15 protein-coding genes are annotated in these 17965 nt (G+C 72.1%); 12 read left to right on the top strand and 3 right to left on the bottom strand.

The genetic code is table 11. The features are described 5' to 3' along the window. Window positions 1-108: 108 nt before the first annotated feature. The 4 genes from MHY49_RS00380 (at window position 109) to rho (ending at window position 5845) form a co-directional block, all read left to right on the top strand. Window positions 109-1434: a homoserine dehydrogenase gene (locus MHY49_RS00380; protein ID WP_239201582.1), complete on the top strand. Its 1326-nt coding sequence runs from the start codon at window positions 109-111 to the stop codon at window positions 1432-1434. Window positions 1435-1438: 4 nt separating this feature from the next. Next, window positions 1439-2497 (top strand): threonine synthase, encoded by a 1059-nt coding sequence (gene thrC, locus MHY49_RS00375; RefSeq protein ID WP_239201579.1) that lies wholly within the window; start codon window positions 1439-1441, stop codon window positions 2495-2497. A 10-nt stretch (window positions 2498-2507) separates the two neighbouring features. Further along, window positions 2508-3485, top strand: a complete 978-nt coding sequence (gene thrB / locus MHY49_RS00370) for a homoserine kinase (protein WP_239201576.1) — start codon at window positions 2508-2510, stop codon at window positions 3483-3485. Window positions 3486-3754: 269 nt separating this feature from the next. Continuing rightward, a complete protein-coding gene (gene rho / locus MHY49_RS00365) occupies window positions 3755-5845 on the top strand; it encodes a transcription termination factor Rho (protein WP_239201573.1) in 2091 nt (696 codons plus the stop codon). Between the two features lie 98 nt (window positions 5846-5943). Here rho and MHY49_RS00360 read toward each other — a convergent pair whose 3' ends face one another. From MHY49_RS00360 to MHY49_RS00350, 3 genes are read right to left on the bottom strand one after another with little or no spacing between them, the layout of a single operon-like run. Continuing rightward, window positions 5944-6882, bottom strand: coding sequence for a carbohydrate ABC transporter permease (locus tag MHY49_RS00360; RefSeq protein ID WP_228358177.1), 939 nt, complete (start codon window positions 6880-6882; stop codon window positions 5944-5946). Then, window positions 6879-7865 carry a carbohydrate ABC transporter permease gene (locus tag MHY49_RS00355; RefSeq protein ID WP_239201570.1) on the bottom strand — a complete coding sequence of 329 codons (987 nt, stop codon included), beginning with the start codon at window positions 7863-7865 and terminating at the stop codon, window positions 6879-6881. The genes MHY49_RS00360 and MHY49_RS00355 overlap by 4 nt, the downstream gene beginning before the upstream one ends. Then, window positions 7862-9154 (bottom strand): ABC transporter substrate-binding protein, encoded by a 1293-nt coding sequence (locus MHY49_RS00350; protein WP_239201567.1) that lies wholly within the window; start codon window positions 9152-9154, stop codon window positions 7862-7864. Before MHY49_RS00350 ends, MHY49_RS00355 begins: the two co-directional genes overlap by 4 nt. 369 nt (window positions 9155-9523) lie before the next feature. On the opposite strand from MHY49_RS00350, the gene MHY49_RS00345 reads away from it, so the two are divergent. The 8 genes from MHY49_RS00345 to MHY49_RS00310 all read left to right on the top strand — a co-directional run bounded on the left by MHY49_RS00345 (window position 9524) and on the right by MHY49_RS00310 (window position 17913). Then, entirely contained in the window at window positions 9524-11608 is a 2085-nt protein-coding gene (locus MHY49_RS00345) for an aldo/keto reductase (protein WP_239201564.1), read from the top strand. Continuing rightward, window positions 11605-12612 carry a LacI family DNA-binding transcriptional regulator gene (locus tag MHY49_RS00340; protein ID WP_239201549.1) on the top strand — a complete coding sequence of 336 codons (1008 nt, stop codon included), beginning with the start codon at window positions 11605-11607 and terminating at the stop codon, window positions 12610-12612. The genes MHY49_RS00345 and MHY49_RS00340 overlap by 4 nt, the downstream gene beginning before the upstream one ends. Before the next feature lie 155 nt (window positions 12613-12767). After that, window positions 12768-12980, top strand: a complete 213-nt coding sequence (rpmE, locus tag MHY49_RS00335; RefSeq protein WP_200500990.1) for a 50S ribosomal protein L31 — start codon at window positions 12768-12770, stop codon at window positions 12978-12980. Between the two features lie 199 nt (window positions 12981-13179). Next, window positions 13180-14274, top strand: a complete 1095-nt coding sequence (prfA, locus tag MHY49_RS00330; protein ID WP_239201770.1) for a peptide chain release factor 1 — start codon at window positions 13180-13182, stop codon at window positions 14272-14274. Beyond that, window positions 14271-15182, top strand: coding sequence for a peptide chain release factor N(5)-glutamine methyltransferase (prmC, locus tag MHY49_RS00325; RefSeq protein WP_239201546.1), 912 nt, complete (start codon window positions 14271-14273; stop codon window positions 15180-15182). The genes prfA and prmC overlap by 4 nt, the downstream gene beginning before the upstream one ends. A 13-nt stretch (window positions 15183-15195) precedes the next feature. Continuing rightward, window positions 15196-16221 (top strand): L-threonylcarbamoyladenylate synthase, encoded by a 1026-nt coding sequence (locus MHY49_RS00320; protein WP_239201543.1) that lies wholly within the window; start codon window positions 15196-15198, stop codon window positions 16219-16221. Beyond that, complete coding sequence (locus MHY49_RS00315) at window positions 16218-17351, top strand: MraY family glycosyltransferase (protein ID WP_239201540.1); 1134 nt, start codon at window positions 16218-16220, stop codon at window positions 17349-17351. Before MHY49_RS00320 ends, MHY49_RS00315 begins: the two co-directional genes overlap by 4 nt. Window positions 17352-17433: 82 nt before the next feature. After that, window positions 17434-17913, top strand: a complete 480-nt coding sequence (locus MHY49_RS00310; protein ID WP_239201536.1) for a hypothetical protein — start codon at window positions 17434-17436, stop codon at window positions 17911-17913. Window positions 17914-17965: the final 52 nt, after the last annotated feature.

Genomic DNA, 17965 nt, shown 5'->3' with positions numbered 1-17965 from the left:
CGTTCGCGACTCGGAGTTGGATACAGTTTCCTGAGCCCGCGGGCCCTCAAGGCCGCTGGCCACGCTGGAATCGCCCGTCGTCGCCCGGATTCTGCGGAAGGACCACTGATGACTGATCCCCTGCCCGACCACGCCCCGCTGCGGGTCGCCGTGCTCGGCGCCGGCACCGTCGGAGCCGACGTGCTGCGCGTCATCGGCACCAGCGGAGACGAGCTCGCGCACCGCATCGGCGCCCCGCTCGAGGTCACGGGAATCGCCGTGACGGACCTCGGCAAGGACCGCGGGGAGCACGTGGACCGCGCGCTGCTCACCGATGATCCGGCCTCCGCGATCGCCGGCGCGGACATCGTCGTCGAGCTGATGGGGGGCATCGAGCCCGCCCGGACCCTGCTGCTCGAGGCCATGTCGCACGGCGCGAGCGTCGTGACCGCGAACAAGGCCCTGCTCGCGCAGGACGGCGTCGCCCTCTACGAGGCGGCCGATGCGAACGGCGTCGACCTGCACTTCGAGGCGGCCGTCGCCGGTGCGATCCCGCTGGTGCGGCCGATCCGCGAGTCTCTCGCGGGCGACCGGATCGAGAAGGTGCTCGGCATCGTCAACGGCACCACGAACTACGTCCTCGACGCGATGGCCCGCACCGGCGCCTCCTTCGACGACGCCCTGTCCAGCGCACAGGAGCTCGGCTATGCCGAGGCGGACCCGACGGCCGACGTCGAGGGCCACGACGCCGCCGCGAAGGCCTCGATTCTCGCCTCCCTCGCCTTCCACACCCGGGTGGGCATGCAGGACGTGCACTGCGAGGGCATCACGTCGGTGACCGCTGCGGACATCGCCGCGGCCTCCCGCATGGGGCGCACGATCAAGCTGCTCTCGATCGTCGAGCGGGTCGAGGAGGAGGGCGAGGAGCGCGTCTCCGCGCGGGTCTACCCGGCGATGCTCCCCGACAGCCACCCGCTCGCCTCGGTGTCCGAGGCGTACAACGCGGTGTTCGTCGAGGCCGAGGCCGCCGGCTCCCTCATGTTCTACGGGCAGGGCGCGGGCGGCGCGCCCACGGCGTCCGCGGTCCTGGGCGACCTCGTGACCGTCGCCCGCCAGCGCGTGCACGGCGGCGTCGGCCCGCGCGAGTCGCGCTACGCGGACCTCGGGATCATCCCGGTCGACGCGCTGCGCAACGCCTTCTACGTCTCCCTCACCGTGCAGGACAAGCCCGGCGTGCTCGCCGAGGTCGCCGGCACCCTGTCCTCCCACGGCATCTCGATCTCGACGATCCATCAGGAGACGGAGCCGGCCGAGGAGGGCGAGCCCGAGCGCGCGCGCATCGGCATCGCCACCTACCGGGCGCTCGAGTCCGCGATGGACTCCGCCCTGGACGACCTGGACAGCTCCGGCGCCGTCCTCACGATCGATTCCGTGATCCGCCTCGAAGGAGAATGACCCGATGGCACACCAGTGGCGCGGCGTGCTCGCCGAGTACCGCGAGCACCTCCCGTTCTCCGACGAGGACACCCTGCTGACCCTCGGCGAGGGCGGCACGCCCCTCGTCCACTCGCCGACCCTCTCGCGCACGGTCGGGGCCGACGTCCACGTCAAGGTCGAGGGCATGAACCCCACGGGCTCCTTCAAGGACCGCGGCATGGTCTCCGCGATGTCCCGGGCCGTGTCCGACGGGGCGAAGTCCGTGGTCTGCGCCTCGACGGGCAACACCAGCGCCTCGGCCGCCGCCTACGCGACCCGCGCCGGGATCACCTGCGCCGTGCTGCTGCCGCAGGGCAAGATCGCCGCCGGCAAGCTCGCCCAGGCCGTCGTCCACGGGGCGAAGCTCATCCAGGTCGAGGGCAACTTCGACGCCTGCCTCGAGATCGCCCGCAAGCTCGACGCCGCTCACCCCGTGGAGCTCGTGAACTCCGTGAACCCCTTCCGGCTCCAGGGCCAGAAGACCGGCGCCTTCGAGGTCTGCGACGCGCTCGGCAAGGCGCCGGACATCCACATCCTTCCCGTGGGCAACGCGGGGAACATCTCCGCCTACTGGATGGGGTACACCGAGTACCGCGACAAGGGCATCACCGGGTCCGCCCCCGCCATGTGGGGCTTCCAGGCAGAGGGCGCCGCGCCCTTCAAGGCCGGCCGCCCGATCACCGATCCCGAGACGGTCGCCACCGCGATCCGCATCGGCGCCCCCGCTTCCTGGAGCCTCGCCGTCGCGGCGCGCGACGACTCGGGCGGCCTCATCGACGCCGTCTCCGACGACCAGATCCTCGATGCGCAGGCGCTGCTCGCGGGCGAGGTCGGCATCTTCGTCGAGCCCGCCTCGGCCGCGGGCGTCGCCGGGCTCCTCCAGCAGGCCGAGAAGGGGCTCGTGCCCCGCGGTGCGACCATCGCGATCACCGTCACCGGCAACGGGCTCAAGGACATCGACACCGCGCTGACCCGCCAGGACCTGACCCCGACCGTCATCCCGGTCGACGTCGAGGCCGCGGCCGACGCGATGGGGCTGTGAGCCGCCCGGCATGAGGATCACCACCGAGCGCGTCGGCGTGCGCGTGCCCGCCACCAGCGCGAACCTGGGGCCGGGCTTCGACGCGCTGGGCCTCGCCCTGCACCTCGTCGACGACCTCGAGCTCGAGGCCACCACCGGCCGGGTCGAGGTCACCGTCGAGGGGGAGGGCGCGGGCGACGTCCCGGCGGGGGAGGACCACCTCGTGGTGCGCGCCCTGCGCCGGGGCCTCGACCACGCGGGCGCCCCGCAGGCCGGGGTGCGGCTGCACTGCCGCAACCGGATCCCGCACGGGCGCGGCCTGGGCTCGAGCGCGGCGGCGACCGTCGCCGGCCTCATGCTCGCGCGCCTCCTGGTCTCCGAGCCGGAGGCCCTGGACGACCAGGTGCTCCTGGACCTGGCGACCGAGATGGAGGGCCACCCGGACAACGCCGCCCCGGCTCTGCTGGGCGGCGTGGTCCTCTCCTGGACGGACCGCGCCGGCGCCCGCGCGGAGCGCCTCGATCTCGCGACGCCCGGCGACCGGGCGCAGCGCGGGAACGGGGCCGGGCAGAGCGGGAGCGGGCCCGCGCAGGAGCCCGCGATCCGCCCCGTCGTGCTGCTGCCGACGGCCCGGCTCGCCACGAGCGCGGCCCGCTCGCTGCTGCCCGAGACGGTGCCCCACGCCGACGCAGCGTTCAACGCGGCTCGGGCCGCTCTGCTGGTGCACGCGCTCACGAGCGACCCCTCGCTGCTGCTGCCCGCGACCGAGGACCGCCTGCACCAGGAGTACCGCGCCCCGGGCATGCCGCAGAGCGTCGAGCTCGTGCGCGTGCTGCGCAGCGAGGGATACCCCGCCGTGATCTCCGGCGCGGGCCCGTCCGTGCTGGTCATCGACGGCGCGGGACCCGAGCTCGCGCCGCTCGTGCGACGCGTGGTCGACGACCCCCGCGCATGGCGCATCGCCCGTGTCGGACTCTCATCGACCGGTGCGGAGCCTGTGGTACCTTGAAGCCGCGTCCGACGACGTGATCGGCCCGGCCCAGTGCCGGCGACCACGGCCCGGAGACTTCCGCACAGTGGGTGCAGAGAGGTCCCGGGTGAGGACGTACCCCAGAGAATCCCCGGCGACGCCGCGTTCGCGTGCTTCCGTGCGCTGTGCGCCACGGCCGCCCTCGGGGAGAGGACTGCCGCGAACCCCGCCGTCCACCGGCCCGGTCGCCGCGCAGCTCATGCACTCATCACGGATGCGCGCCGCGCGATCCACAGGAAGGAACCTGGGTGAACGACACCACCGCACCGCAGGGCGACAGCACGTCGCTCGCGGCGAAGAAGCTTCCCGAGCTGCAGCAGATCGCTGCCGGGCTCGGCATCAAGGGGGCGCGTCGCCTCCGCAAGGGCGAGCTCATCGACGCGATCAACGGGGGCGGCTCCTCCGCCCCGAAGACCACGGCCCCGAAGAGCACCGCTCCGACCGAAAGCGCGCCGGAGGCCACCGCGTCGACGTCCGCGGCAGCGGGCGAGACCGCCCCGCAGAAGGCGGCGACGACGAGCGGAGCCTCCGAGGGCTCGGCGTCGTCGGCCGACGTCCTGGACCTCGGCCTGGATCTGCCCACGCAGGACGAGCGCGGCACGGGCGGGCGCCAGGAGCGCCGCGGCCGCGAGGACCGTCAGGAGCGCAACGAGCGCAACGAGCGCAACGAACGCCCTGAGCGCGCGGAGCGGAGCGATCGCTCCGAGCGCCAGGAGCGCGGCGACCAGGGCGAGGGCCGCCAGCGCGGCGACCGACAGGATCGCGGCGACCGTCAGGACCGTGGCGACCGACAGGATCGCCAGGACCGCGGCGACCGTGCGGGCCGCGAGAACCGCAAGGACCGGGACAACCGCAAGGACAGCAACGACCGCAACGACCACGGCGATCAGGGCGGACGCGGGTCGCGTCCCCGTCTCGAGGACATCGAGCTGCCCGATCGCACGGGTGAGGACTCCGACATGAGCCGCAACGACCAGGGCGGCCGGGGCGGCCGCGGAGACTCCGAGGACGGTCGCAACCGCCGCTCCCGCAACCGCTCGCGCGATCGCAAGCGCCGCGGCCGCAACGGCGGCGACAACCCGCAGCAGGACGGCGGCGGCAGCGAGGACGAGCAGCAGGTCCGCGAGGGCGAGGAGCTCGTGAGCGTCGCCGGCATCCTCGACGTGCGCGACAACAACGCCTACGTGCGCACCACCGGCTACCTGCCCGGCGCGAGCGACGTCTACGTCTCCATGAACATGGTCCGCAAGAGCGGGCTGCGCAAGGGCGACGCGATCACGGGCCTCGTGCGGGCGCCCAAGGACGGCGAGGAGCAGCGCCAGGAGCAGCCGCAGCAGGGCGGCGGGCGCAACCGCCGCAACCGCGGCGGCAACCAGCAGGGCAAGTACGCCCCGCTGCTGCAGGTCGACACCGTCAACGGGCTCACCCCCGATCGCGCCCGTCAGCGCGTGGACTTCGGCAAGCTCACCCCGCTCTACCCGGACGAGCGCCTGCGCCTGGAGACCGCCCCCAACGCGGTCGCGCCGCGCATCATCGACCTCGTCTCGCCGATCGGCAAGGGCCAGCGCGGCCTCATCGTCGCGCCCCCGAAGGCCGGCAAGACGATCATCATGCAGCAGATCGCGAACGCGATCACCACGAACAACCCCGAGGCCCACCTCATGGTCGTGCTCGTCGACGAGCGCCCCGAGGAGGTCACCGACATGCAGCGCACGGTGAAGGGCGAGGTCATCGCCTCGACCTTCGACCGGCCCGCCTCGGACCACACGATCGTGGCCGAGCTCGCGATCGAGCGCGCCAAGCGCCTCGTGGAGATGGGCAAGGACGTGGTGGTGCTGCTGGATTCGCTCACCCGTCTCTCGCGCGCCTACAACCTGGCCGCCCCGGCCTCGGGTCGTATCCTCTCCGGCGGTGTCGACGCCTCGGCGCTGTACCCGCCCAAGCGCTTCTTCGGCGCCGCACGCAACATCGAGAACGGCGGCTCGCTGACCATTCTCGCCTCGGCCCTGGTGGAGACCGGTTCCAAGATGGACGAGGTCATCTTCGAGGAGTTCAAGGGCACCGGCAACATGGAGCTGCGCCTCTCGCGGAACCTCGCGGACAAGCGCATCTTCCCGGCGGTGGACGTCAACGCCTCGAGCACCCGCCGCGAGGAGGAGCTCATGGGCAAGGAGGAGCTTGCCATCATGTGGAAGCTCCGCCGCGTCCTCGGCGCCCTCGATCAGCAGCAGGCGCTCGAGCTGCTCCTGGAGCGCGTGAAGAAGACCCAGTCGAACACCGAGTTCCTGATGACGGTCTCCAAGAACACCCCCAGCGTGGGCGGCCGCTCCGGCGACTGACCTCTCGCGGGAGTGAGCTCTCGGGACCGGTCTCCCGGGTCCGACGACGGCGGGGCGGGCACTTCGGTGCTCGCCCCGCCGTCGTCATCCCCGCTCCGTCATCCCTTGATCGCGCCCGCCGCGATGTTCGCGATGAAGTGGCGCGAGCCGATGATGAACACGCCGATCAGCGGCAGCACGCTGACCAGCGCGCCCGCCATGACCATCCCGTAGTCGGTGAGGTAGAGCGAGTTCAGGTTCTGCAGGGCGGTCTGCAGGGTCTGGCGCTTCGGGTCGACCAGCACGATCAGCGGCCACACGTAGTCGTTCCATGCGGTGATGAACGTGAAGATGCCCAGGAACGCGAGGCCGCCGCGCATCATCGGCACGCCGATCCTGCGATAGATGGTGAAGAAGCCTGCGCCGTCGATCCGGGCGGACTCCACGAGCTCGTCGGGGATCGATGAGCTCGCCATCTGCCGCAGCAGGAAGATGCCGAAGGCGTTCGCAGCGCCCGGGACGATGAGCGCCTGCAGCGTCCCCACCCAGCCGATCTTCGACATGAGGATGAAGCTCGGCACCAGCGAGAGGCTCCCAGGGATCAGGAACGTCGCGATCATCAGCACGAACAGCGCGTTCTTGCCCGGGAAGTCGTACTTCGCGAAGGCGAAGGCGGCGAGGGAGTCGAAGAACATCACCAGCACGGCGCACAGCGCGGACACGATGATGGTGTTCACGAGGGCGGAGAGGATGTCCACGCTCGAGAAGAGGTTCCTGAGGTTCTCCGCGAGGCTCGTGCCGAAGGTGAGACGCGGCGGGTACCCGAAGATCTGCGCGGTCGTCGACGTCGACATCACCGCGAGCCAGTAGAACGGGAAGACCGACAGCACGACGCCGACGAGGATCAGAAGATGCGTGATCACCTTCTCGAGGCGGTCGCGCGCGATCGCGGCGCGGTCGCCCGCTGTGCGCAGCCCCGGCCGGGTGCTCCCGCGCGGGGCTGCGCCGCCTCCGGGGGCCGGCGGTCCTGAGGTGCGGGTGGGGTCGGCGGTGGTCATGAGCGTGCCTTCCTGCCGGTCCGACGGGGCGTGTCCCTGCGCTCGCTGAGCAGACGCCAGTTGATGATCGCGAACACGGAGGCGAAGACGAACAGGGCCCAGGCGATCGCCGAGCCGTACCCGAAGTCGAACTGCGTGAACGCCTGGTTGTACTGGTAGAGCACGATCGTCATGCCGGCCTCGCCGTTGCCGCCGGCGTCGCCGAGCAGCACCTGCGGCTCGGTGAACAGGCTCAGCCCGCCGACGGTCGAGGTGATGACGGTGAACAGGATGATCGGACGCAGCATCGGGATCGTCACGCGGGTGAAGATCTGCCAGGTGGAGGCGCCGTCGGTCTTCGCGGCGTCGTACAGGTCCGTCGGGATCGACTGGAGCCCGGCGAGGTAGATGATCGCGTTGTAGCCGGTGAACCGCCAGATCACCATCACGGCGATGGTGACCTTGATGCCCAGGCTGCTCGAGAGCCAGGGGACGGAGTCGAGGTGCAGTGCGGTCAGCGCCGAGTTCACGAGTCCGAAGGAGTCGGAGAAGACCGAGCCGAAGACGATCGCCATCGCGACCATGCTGGTGACGTTCGGCAGGAAGAAGGCCACCCGGTAGAACCCGCGGAAGCGGATGTTCTGGTGCAGCAGGAACGCGATGACGAGCGCCAGGAAGAGCATCGGGACCGTGGAGAGGAACCAGATGATGAACGTGTTCCCGACGGCGTTCCAGAAGCGGGAGTCCTGCACGAGGTAGATGTACTGGGAGAGCCCGGCGAAGCGGATCTCGCCCATGCCGTCCCAGTCGGTGAAGGAGAGCACGATCGAGAACACGATCGGGAACAGCCCGAACACCAGGAAGAGCACGTAGAACGGGGCGATCGCGACGTACTGCGGCCAGTGGGAGAGCACTCCTCTCCAGCCGCGGGCCCGGGTGCGCGGGACGGCCGCGGTGGAGGGCCTGGCCGCGTCGACGGGCGGGGGAGTGGTCATGACGCTCATCGCTGGACTCCTCGTTTGCGCAGGGCCTTCTCGGCGGCGGCGATCGCATCGGCCCATGCGCGGTCCGGGTCCTTGCCGGCGGTCTCGACGTTGGTGATCTCGAGGGTGAAGCTGCCGGAGACGACGCTCTCCCACGTGCTGATGAACGATTCCGGCACCTGCTCGGCGGCGTGCGAGAAGAAGGCGAGCGGATCCTGGTCCCCGAAGAAGTCGCCGGCGTACTTCATGGTCCCGCTCTCGTAGGAGGCTGGTGCTGAGGGGAAGAGCTGGACGTCGTTGTAGGCCTCGGCCTGGTGGTCCGGGGTGTTGATCCAGCGGATGAAGGCGAAGGCGGCCTCCGGGTCCTTGCAGGTGTGGGGGATCGCGGCGAAGGAGCCTCCTGAGTTCCCCGGGCGCACGGGCTGGTCGGCCAGGCGCCAGAGGCCCGCGGAGTCGGGCGCGGACTCCTGGATGATCTGGGACCACCACGAGGCGTTCACGTGGCCGGCGGTCTTCCCGCTGGACCACGCGGCGTTCTGGTCCGTGCCGCGGGCGTCCGGGATCCCCGCGGTGATGTGCGCGTCGATCGCGGCGACGGCCGTGTCCCAGGCCTCGCGCACCGCCGAGCCCTCGGCCGTGTACAGGGGCGTGTCCTCGGCGTCGAGGTAGCGCTCGGGGCTCGCGTTGAGGAACTGCTCGTAGATGGACTGCGCGGTGTTGACGAGCGCGGAGCCGGTCGCCTTTCGGAGCTCGGCGCCGAGTGCGATCCAGTCCTTCCACGTCGAGACCGCGGAGGAGACCTCGTCCGGTTCCGTCGGCAGCCCCGCCTTCTCGAACACGTCCTGGCGGTAGTAGAAGCCGGTGGGGCCGATGTCGAGAGGGAAGAAGCAGAAGCGCTCCTCGGGCGTGATCCCGAGCTTCCATTTCCACTCGTAGTAGTCGTCCGCGTGCTGGGCGGCCCCCAGGTCGTTCATGTCCAGGAACTGGTGCTCGTTGCGGAAGTAGAGGGCGTTGTTCGAGTTGATGTACGTGATGTCCGGGATGTAGGCGCCGCCCGCGAGGCTCGTGCGCAGCTTGGTGTCGAAGGTGGTGCCGATGACGTCGGCGCGCACGTGCCGGTCGGTGCCGGGGACGTTCTTCGCGGCCTGCTCGAGGAGCTTCGGGCTGGCCGAGCGGTTCCAGTACCACATGACCAGCTCGTCGGGGTCGTCGGAGATCGTGGGGGAGGAGCCGCAGGCGGCCAGTCCTCCCGCTGCCAGACCTGCGAGACCGAGGCCTCGCAGGACATGTCGTCGCGTGGGTGGGTGCATGGGCTCTCCTCGTCATCGAGCAGGCGATCAGGGCCGTGAACGTTCACAGCTGGCCAGGACTATGGCATCCGCCCCCGAGGGTGTCAAGGGTCACAGCCGTCCGTGGACCTCGCGGCGCCGACCGGACACGGGGCGGCTCTTCTGTGCATCGCTGTGCGGCCGGCCCGGGGTCCCTCAAGGGGTCTTCGCACCCGGGTGCAGATCCGCGAGGTATGGCGGCGCGCTCGACGGACGTGTAGCGTGATCCCTGTCGTGAACGTTCACGCACCGCCGACGGGTCGCGGCGGTCCCGGTGCGGCCCTCGTCCGGCACCCGCCCGCAGCACCCGCCTTCCGCAGCTCCCCACCCTTCGACAGCGAGGTCGCATCCATGAGCACCGACAGCAGCGCACCCACCCACGACGCCAGCAGCACGGAGCGCGCGGCCTCGGCCGCGCCCGGCGGTTCCGCACGCCTGCGCTGGGCCGTGCTCGGCCCCGGTTCGATCGCCCGTCGCTTCGCGGGCCAGCTACCGCACAGCGAGCTCGGCGTGCTCGTGGGCGCGGGCAGCCGCGATCCGGAGCGGGCCCGCGAGTTCGCGCGCGAGTTCGGCATCGCCGAGGACCCGGGCGCCGTGATCGGCACCTACGAGGAGGTGCTGGCCTCCGACGCGGTCGACGCCGTGTACGTCTCCACGGTGCACACCGAGCACGCGCGCCTGAGCGTCGCCGCCCTCGAGGCCGGCAAGCACGTGCTGTGCGAGAAGCCGCTGGCGGCGAACCACGGCACCGCGATGGCCGTCGCGGACGTCGCCCGCCGCACCGGGCGCGTCCTGCTCGAGGCCTTCATGTACCGCTTCCATCCGCAGACCCTCCAGGTGCTCGACCTCGTGCGCGAGGGCGCGATCGGCGAGCTCGCGCACGTCGACGCCTCGTTCTCCTTCGACACCGGGGCGCGCGAGGGCCGTCTGTTCGATCCGCAGATCGCCGGCGGCGGGATCCTCGACGTCGGCTGCTACCCGCTGTCCTTCGCGCGCCTGGTCGCCGGGGCCGCCGCCGGGCGCACCGTCGTCGAGCCCGCCTCGCTCTCCGCCGCAGGCACTGTCGGCCCCACGGGCGTCGACGAATGGGCGACCGCGGAGCTCACCTTCCCCGGCGGCGCCACCGCGAGCCTGCGCACCGGTGTGCGCCTGGCGGATCCGCAGTCCGCGACCATCACCGGCGGCCGCGGCGTGATCCGTCTCGAGGATCCGTGGACGCTCGGCGAGGACACCGTGATCCACCTCGACGTGGCGGGGGAGGAGCCGCGCGAGATCCGCGTGGAGCGCGCCCACCCCTACGCCCTGGAGGCGGATGCCCTCGCCCGCGCCGTCTCCGCGGGACGGTCCGAGGTGCCCGAGCTCGACCTCGAGGTGAGCCTCGGCCAGGCCCGCGCGCTCGACGACTGGCGCGAGCAGATCGGCCTGCGCTATCCGTTCGAGCGCGAGGATTCCGCGATCCCCACCGTCTCCGGCGCCCCGCTGCGCGTGCGGGAGGACGGCGAGCACCCCGCCATGCCCTACGGCGAGATCCCGGGGGTCGGCAAGAAGATCTCCCGCCTGGTCATGGGCTGCGACAACCAGCCGAACCTCGCCCACGCCTCCGCCCTGTTCGACGCCTTCGTCGAGGCCGGCGGCACCACCTTCGACTCCGCATACATCTACGGCGGCGGTCACCACGAGGTCCAGCTCGGGCAGTGGATCACGAACCGCGGCATCCGCGAGGACGTCGTGGTGATCACCAAGGGCGCGCACACCCCGCACTGCGACCCCGCGTCGCTGAGCCGCCAGCTGCTGGAGTCGCTCGAGCGCCAGCAGACCGACTACGCGGATCTCTACATGATGCACAGGGACAACCTCGAGATCCCCGTCGGCGAGTTCGTCGACGTGCTCAACGAGCATCTCGAGGCCGGCCGGATCCGTGCGTTCGGCGGCTCGAACTGGACGCCCGCGCGCGTCGACGAGGCGAACGCGTACGCCGCGGCCCACGGCAAGCAGGGCTTCAGCCTGCTGAGCAACCACTTCGGTCTCGCCGAGGCGCTCGACGTCCCCTGGGCCGGCTGCGTGCACGCGACCGACCCGGACTCGAAGGCCTGGCTCGAGGAGCGGAAGATCCCGCTCTTCCCCTGGTCCTCGCAGGCGCGGGGCTTCTTCACCGGCCGCGCCGCGCCCGAGGACCGCTCGGACGCCGAGCTCGTGCGCTGCTACTACTCCGACGGCAACTTCGAGCGCCTCGAGCGCGCCCGCACCCTCGCCCGCGAGTTCGGCGTGCCGCCCACCGCGATCGCGCTCGCCTACGTGCTCGCCCAGCCGTTCCCCACGTTCCCGCTGTTCGGCCCCCGCTCCATCGCGGAGATGCGATCCTCTATGGAAGGCCTCTCGGTGCAGCTGACCCCCGAGCAGGTCGCGTGGCTGGATCTTCGGGAGGACGTTGCGTGAGCAGAAGCCGTGAGAGCGCCGGTGCGCGGACGGACCGGACGACGGGCGCCCGGCGCGCCACCATCGTCGACGTCGCCACGCGCGCCGGCGTCTCGCGGCAGACGGTCACCCGGGCCATGAACGACATGCCCGGCATCAGCCCCGACACCCGCGAGCGCGTGCTCGCAGCGGCCGAGGAGCTGAACTACCGGCCCTCGCGCTTCGGGCGCGGTCTCGTCTCCCAGGGGCCGCCCACCCTGGGCCTGCTGGTCAACGAGCTCACCAACACGTTCTTCCCGGAGATCGCCGCCGCCGTGATCCGCGAGAGCGCGCGACGCGGCTGGAACGTCGTCGTCGCCGAGACCGAGAACGGAGCGGAGGCCGAGGCGATCGCGACCGAGCTCGTGCGCCGGGCCGACGCCCTTCTGGGCTACAGCCTCCCGGCCGACGCCGACGAGATCGTCCCCGCGCGCATGCCGCTCGTGCGCCTCGACCTCCAGGAGGCCGACGGTGCCGGCGTGCGCTTCGCGGAGGAGGACGCGATGTCCGAGCTCGCCGCGCACCTGAAGAGGTCCGGCGCCGCGCGCGTCGCCGTGCTCGACAGCGCCCAGGACGGGGAGAGCCGCCGCGCGCACCAGATGCGGGAGGCCGTCGGCCGGCAGATCGATGCGGTGGACCTCGTCCCGGCGTCGGCCGACGGCATCCCGGCGCAGGTCGAGGCCGCCCTCGATGCCGGCGCGGACACCCTCATGGCCTGGAACGACGTGCACGCCCTGCAGGTGCTCAAGGCGCTGCGCACCCGAGGCCTGAACGTGCCCGAGGACGTGCGCGTCACGGGCGTCGACGGCCTCGCGCTGGGGGAGCTCGTCTCTCCCGAGCTCACGACCATCGGCGTCGACCTCGAGGCCGTGGCCCGCGAAGCGGTCGACCTCGTGGACGGGCTGTTCACCGGACGGCTGAGCGCGGCAGACGGCGGGGCCGCGCGCACCGTGCCCTACCGGCTCGTGGTCCGCGAGTCCGCCTGAGGGACGGACGGGCCGGGCCGCCTCCCCGTGGGGAGTTCGTCACCCCCGCGCGTCGTGGGGTGTGCCCGCTCGCGCGCACGTGGCACAATCGGGCGTCGGTTCTGGTTCACGGCGCCCGTCGGGCACCGACCCAGCGACCTCACGAAGGAGAGATCATGAAGGCGAACATCCACCCGGATTATCACGTGACCCAGGTGACCTGCACCTGCGGCAACACGTTCACCACCCGCAGCACCAAGGGCGACGGCGAGATCCGCGCCGAGGTCTGCTCCGCCTGCCACCCGTTCTACACGGGCAAGCAGAAGATCCTGGACACCGGCGGTCGCGTGGCCCGCTTCGAGGCCCGCTACGGCAAGAAGTCCAAGTAACAGCGCTTCCGACACCGGCGGTTCCCCCTGGGGAGCCGCCGGTGTCGTGTCATCCGGCCTCCCGGCCCGGCGATGACAAGATCCTGCCGGTGTTCTGATCCGAGGAGAGGCCGTGGCGCATTCCGCTGATGACCTCGACGGCCTCCCGCTCGAGCGGCTGAGCGCCCTCGAGGCCGAGCACGCCGAGCTGCAGCGGCGCATGGCGGACCCCGCCCTGCACGCCGACGCCTCCCGCGCCCGCCGCGTGGGGCGCCGCTACGCCGAGGTCGACCAGATCGTCACCGCGCTGCGCGAGCTGCGCGGCGCGGCCGAGGACCGCGACGCCGCGCGCGAGCTCGCCGTAGACGACCCCGAGTTCGCGGCCGAGGCCGAGCGGGACGCCGAGCGCGTCGCGACCCTCCGCGAGCACCTGCGAGAGCTGCTCGCCCCGCGCGACGAGGACGACTCCCGGGACGTGCTCATGGAGATCAAAGCCGGCGCCGGCGGTGAGGAATCCGCCCTGTTCGCTGCGGAGATGCTGCGCATGTACCGGCAGTACGCGCTCTCCCGGGGCTGGACGCTCGAGGTCATCGACTCCACCGACTCCGACCTGGGCGGCATCAAGGACGCGACCCTCTCGATCCGGGCGGGCTCGTCCGCCGTCGGCGGCGGAGTCGGGACCGGTGGCGCGACAGGCAGTGCGGGCGGGGGAGCGGCCGACGGCGTCTGGGCGCACCTCAAGCACGAGGGCGGGGTCCACCGGGTCCAGCGCGTGCCGGTCACCGAGTCCGCCGGTCGCATCCACACCTCGGCCGTCGGCGTCCTGGTGATGCCCGAGGCCGACGAGACCGACGAGGCCGAGCTGCTCGCCGAGCAGATGGTCCCGGCGAACCTGCGCATCGACGTCTTCCGCTCCTCCGGGCCGGGCGGGCAGAGCGTGAACACGACGGACTCCGCCGTGCGCATCACCCACCTGCCCACCGGCATCGTCGTCTCCTGCCAGAACGAGAAGAGCCAGCTGCAGAACCGCGAGCAGGCGATGCGGATCCTGCGCTCGCGCCTGCTCGAGGCGCGCCGCGCCGAGCAGGATGCCGAGGCCTCCGCGAGCCGCCGCTCCCAGGTGCGCACCGTCGACCGCTCCGAGCGGATCCGCACCTACAACTTCCCCGAGTCGCGGGTGACCGACCACCGCACCGGCTTCAAGGCCGGCAACCTCGAGGCCGTCCTCGCCGGCGACCTCGACGCCCTCATCGACTCCTCCCGCCGCGCCGAGGCCGAGCAGCGCCTGCGCGACGCCGCCGAGGGGGAGCTGTGAGCGACGACGTGCGGATGCGCCTGCGCAGCGCGCTGTCGCGCACGACCGCCCGTCTGGGCGGGGCGGGCATCGTGTCCTCGAGCGCCGAGTCCCGCACCCTCATCGAAGCCGCTGCGCGAGCCGACGGGCCACTGGTCATGCTCGATGCGCTCCCGGAGGACTTCGACGCGCGCCTCGAGGAGCTGGTGGCCCGCCGCGAGCGCAGGGAGCCCCTGCAGCTGATCCTCGGCCGCGCCCCGTTCCGCCGCCTCCAGCTCGCCACCGCTCCCGGCGTGTTCATCCCGCGCCCGGAGACCGAGCTCGCGATCGATCTGCTGCTCGAGCACGCACGGTCCCACGACGTGCGCACGGTCGTGGACCTCTGCACCGGGAGCGGCGCCCTCGCCGCCGCCGTCCTCGACGAGATGCCCGCAGCTCGCGTCCTCGCCCTCGAGATCGACCCCGCCGCCCGGGACCTGGCCGCGCAGAACCTCGCGGCCGTGGACCCGGAGCGGGGAGCAGTCCGCGCGGGCGACGTGGGGGACGCGCGTCTGCTCGCGGACCCGGAGGCCGCGCTCGGCGCCCGCGCCGGCGGCGTCGACGCGGTGCTCGCGAACCCGCCCTACATCCCCGCCGATGCGATCCCCCGTGATCAGGAGGTGCGCGAGCACGATCCCGCCCGCGCCCTGTTCGGCGGGGGAGCGGACGGACTCGACGTGCCCCGCTCCGTGATCGCCCTCGCCGCGCGCCTGCTGCGCCCCGGCGGTCTGCTCGTGATGGAGCACGCCGACGTGCAGGGCTCCTCGACGCGAGCCCTCGCCCACGGCACGGGCTCCTTCACCGACATCCGCACGGTCCGCGACCTCACCGACCGCGACCGCTTCCTGGTCGCCCTCCGCGCCGACCCGTCCACCCCCAGCACGAGATGAGAGACTGAGCGCCGTGAGCGTGTACGACACCACGAACGAAGCCACCCGCGACGAGGGCCTCCAGGCCGCCCAGGACGCCCTCTCCGACGGCGGTCTGATCGTGCTCCCCACCGACACCGTCTATGGCATCGGCGCGGACGCCTTCACCCCGGACGCCGTGCAGGCGCTCCTGGACGCCAAGGACCGCGGGCGCGACGCCCCGCCGCCGGTCCTCGTCGGTGACCCCGCCGTGCTGCTGGGACTCGCGGTCGACGTCCCCGAGTACGCCGAGCGCCTCACCGAGGCCTTCTGGCCCGGCGCGCTCACCCTGATCCTCACCGCGCAGCCCTCGCTGAACTGGGACCTCGGGGAGACCCGGGGCACCGTCGCCCTGCGCATGCCCGACGACGAGGTCACCCTCGAGCTGCTGCGCCGCACCGGCCCGCTCGCCGTCTCGAGCGCGAACCGCCACGGCAAGCCCGCGGCGCTCAGCGTCATGGACGCCGCCACCCAGCTCGGCGACCGCGTCGACGTCTACCTCGACGGGGGCCCCGCGCGCCTGGGCACCGCCTCCACGATCATCGACACCACGGTCGAGCCCGCCGAGATCGTCCGCGAGGGCGCGCTCACCCGCGAGCAGATCATCGAGGCCGTCGGCGACATCTTCACCGCGCCCGAGCCCGAGGAACCCGAGGGCGGATCCGCAGCCGGGACCGACGCCGGCGAGGTCGACTCCGATGCCGACGGGACCGCGGCCGACGCCGACGGGGCGACGGCGCAGGGAGCGTCGGAGGGGGCGACGGACGCGGCGACCGAGGCCGACGCAACCGCACCCACGGCGGGCGAGGAGAACGTCGAGGACATCGGCGCCGACGCCTTCGCCGCCGCCGGCTCCACCCCGCTGGTCGCGCCCGTCGAGTCCGGGACGGAAGCGGACGTCGATGCCGACGTCGACGTCGTGGACGCCTCCGCCGGCACCGCCGACTCCGACTCCTCCGCAGGCCCCGATGCCTCCGCCGACGGACCCGGGGAGACCGGGAGCGGGAGCCGCCCCGCGTGAGGATCTACCTGTTCGTCCTGCTCCTCGCGGCGGCGGTGACCTTCCTGGTCACACCCGCGGTGCGCCTCATGGCGCGCAGGATCGGGGCGATGACGGCGGTCCGCTCGCGCGACGTCCACACGGTCGTGACCCCGCGTCTCGGGGGACTGGGGATCCTGGTGGGGGTCGCCGCGGCGATGCTCATCGCCAGCCGCATCCCGTTCCTCCACGGCCTGTTCCACGAGAGCAGCCAGCCCTGGGCGATCCTCGCCGCGGCCGGGATCGTCGCCCTCCTGGGCGCCGCCGACGACAAATGGGACCTCGACTGGGTCACCAAGCTCGCGGGCCAGGTGCTCGCCGCCGTCCTGCTGGCCGCCGAGGGCGTGCGTCTGGTGTCCCTGCCCATCGGCGGCGTCACCCTGCTGTCCTCGCGCAGCGCCATCATCCTCACGGTGCTCGTCGTGGTGGTCTCGATGAACGCCGTGAACTTCGTGGACGGTCTGGACGGCCTGGCCGCAGGAGTCATGGCGATCGGCGGCACGGCGTTCTTCGCCTACGCCTACATGCTCACCCGCAGCGCCTCGACCACGGACTACTCCTCGCTCGCGGCCCTGATCACGGCCGCGATGGTGGGCGCCTGTCTGGGGTTCCTGCCGCACAACCTGCCGCGCGCGAGGATCTTCATGGGCGATTCGGGCTCGATGCTCCTGGGCCTGCTCCTCGCCGCGAGCACCATCACGGTGACCGGCCAGATCGACACCGCGCAGCTGTCCGACGCGAAGGTGATCGGTCAGTTCCTGCCGATCCTGCTGCCCATCGGCGTCATGTTCATCCCGTTCCTCGACTTCGTGCTCGCCGTCGTCCGCCGCATCGGCTCGGGCCACTCGCCCTTCCACGCCGACAAGCTCCACCTGCACCATCGCCTCCTCGCGATCGGCCACTCGCAGCTCGGCGCGGTCCTGATCATGTACATGTGGGCGATCGTGATCTCGGTGGGGATGCTGCTTCCGGCCCTCGTGGACATGCGCACCGTCGTGATCTTCTGGGGGATCGGGCTCCTCGTCGCCTTCGTGGTGACGATCGATCCGGTCGCCCGGCTGCGCCGCCGCTCCGCCCGGCGCCGCCCCGCCCACGAGCGCGAGGCCGGCTGACCCCGTCGGCTGCGGCCCCAGACCAGCCCAGCCCCGACTCGACCCGACCCGACCCGAGACCCCCGAGGAATCCGAGACGCCGATGCCCGCCGCCGACCGACCCGATCCCGCCGCTCCGAGCGACGAGGGGATCGCGCGCGCCCGCCGCCACAACGACCGCCTGCTGATGCGGGCTCTGCTGCTCGCGATCCTCGCGGGGATCGTCGTCGACGCGGTCGTCATCCTCCTCGCCGCGCTGCTCGGCGGCGCGGGCGCGCTGCCCGGCGCACTGGTCGGGAGTGGCCTCGCTCTCGTGGTGACCCTGCCCACAGTGGTGAGCGCCCGGATCGCCCGTCCGCTGCCCGGCACCTCGTACGCCATGGTGCTCATGGGAAGCTGGCTCGTGAAGATGTTCGTGCTGGTCATCGCGCTCCTGCTGCTCGGTGACGCGAGCTGGGTCTCGCGGCCCTGGCTCGGCGTCGCCCTGCTCGCGGGGGCGGTCGTGGCGGCTGTCACCGAGGCGGTCGGGATGGTGCGCTCACGTGCACGTCTGGAGGTCGCGGAACCCCCTCGGGAGCAGTGACGCTCTGATATGCTCGGGGAGTCTTCGCGTGGCCTGGAACGGCCCCCGTGAC

It is taken from the genome of Brachybacterium sp. ACRRE (assembly GCF_022346485.1).
Classification (GTDB): Bacteria; Actinomycetota; Actinomycetes; order Actinomycetales; family Dermabacteraceae; genus Brachybacterium; species Brachybacterium halotolerans.
Note: the sequence above shows the minus strand (reverse complement) of the source record. Positions and strands in the feature narration are given on the sequence as shown.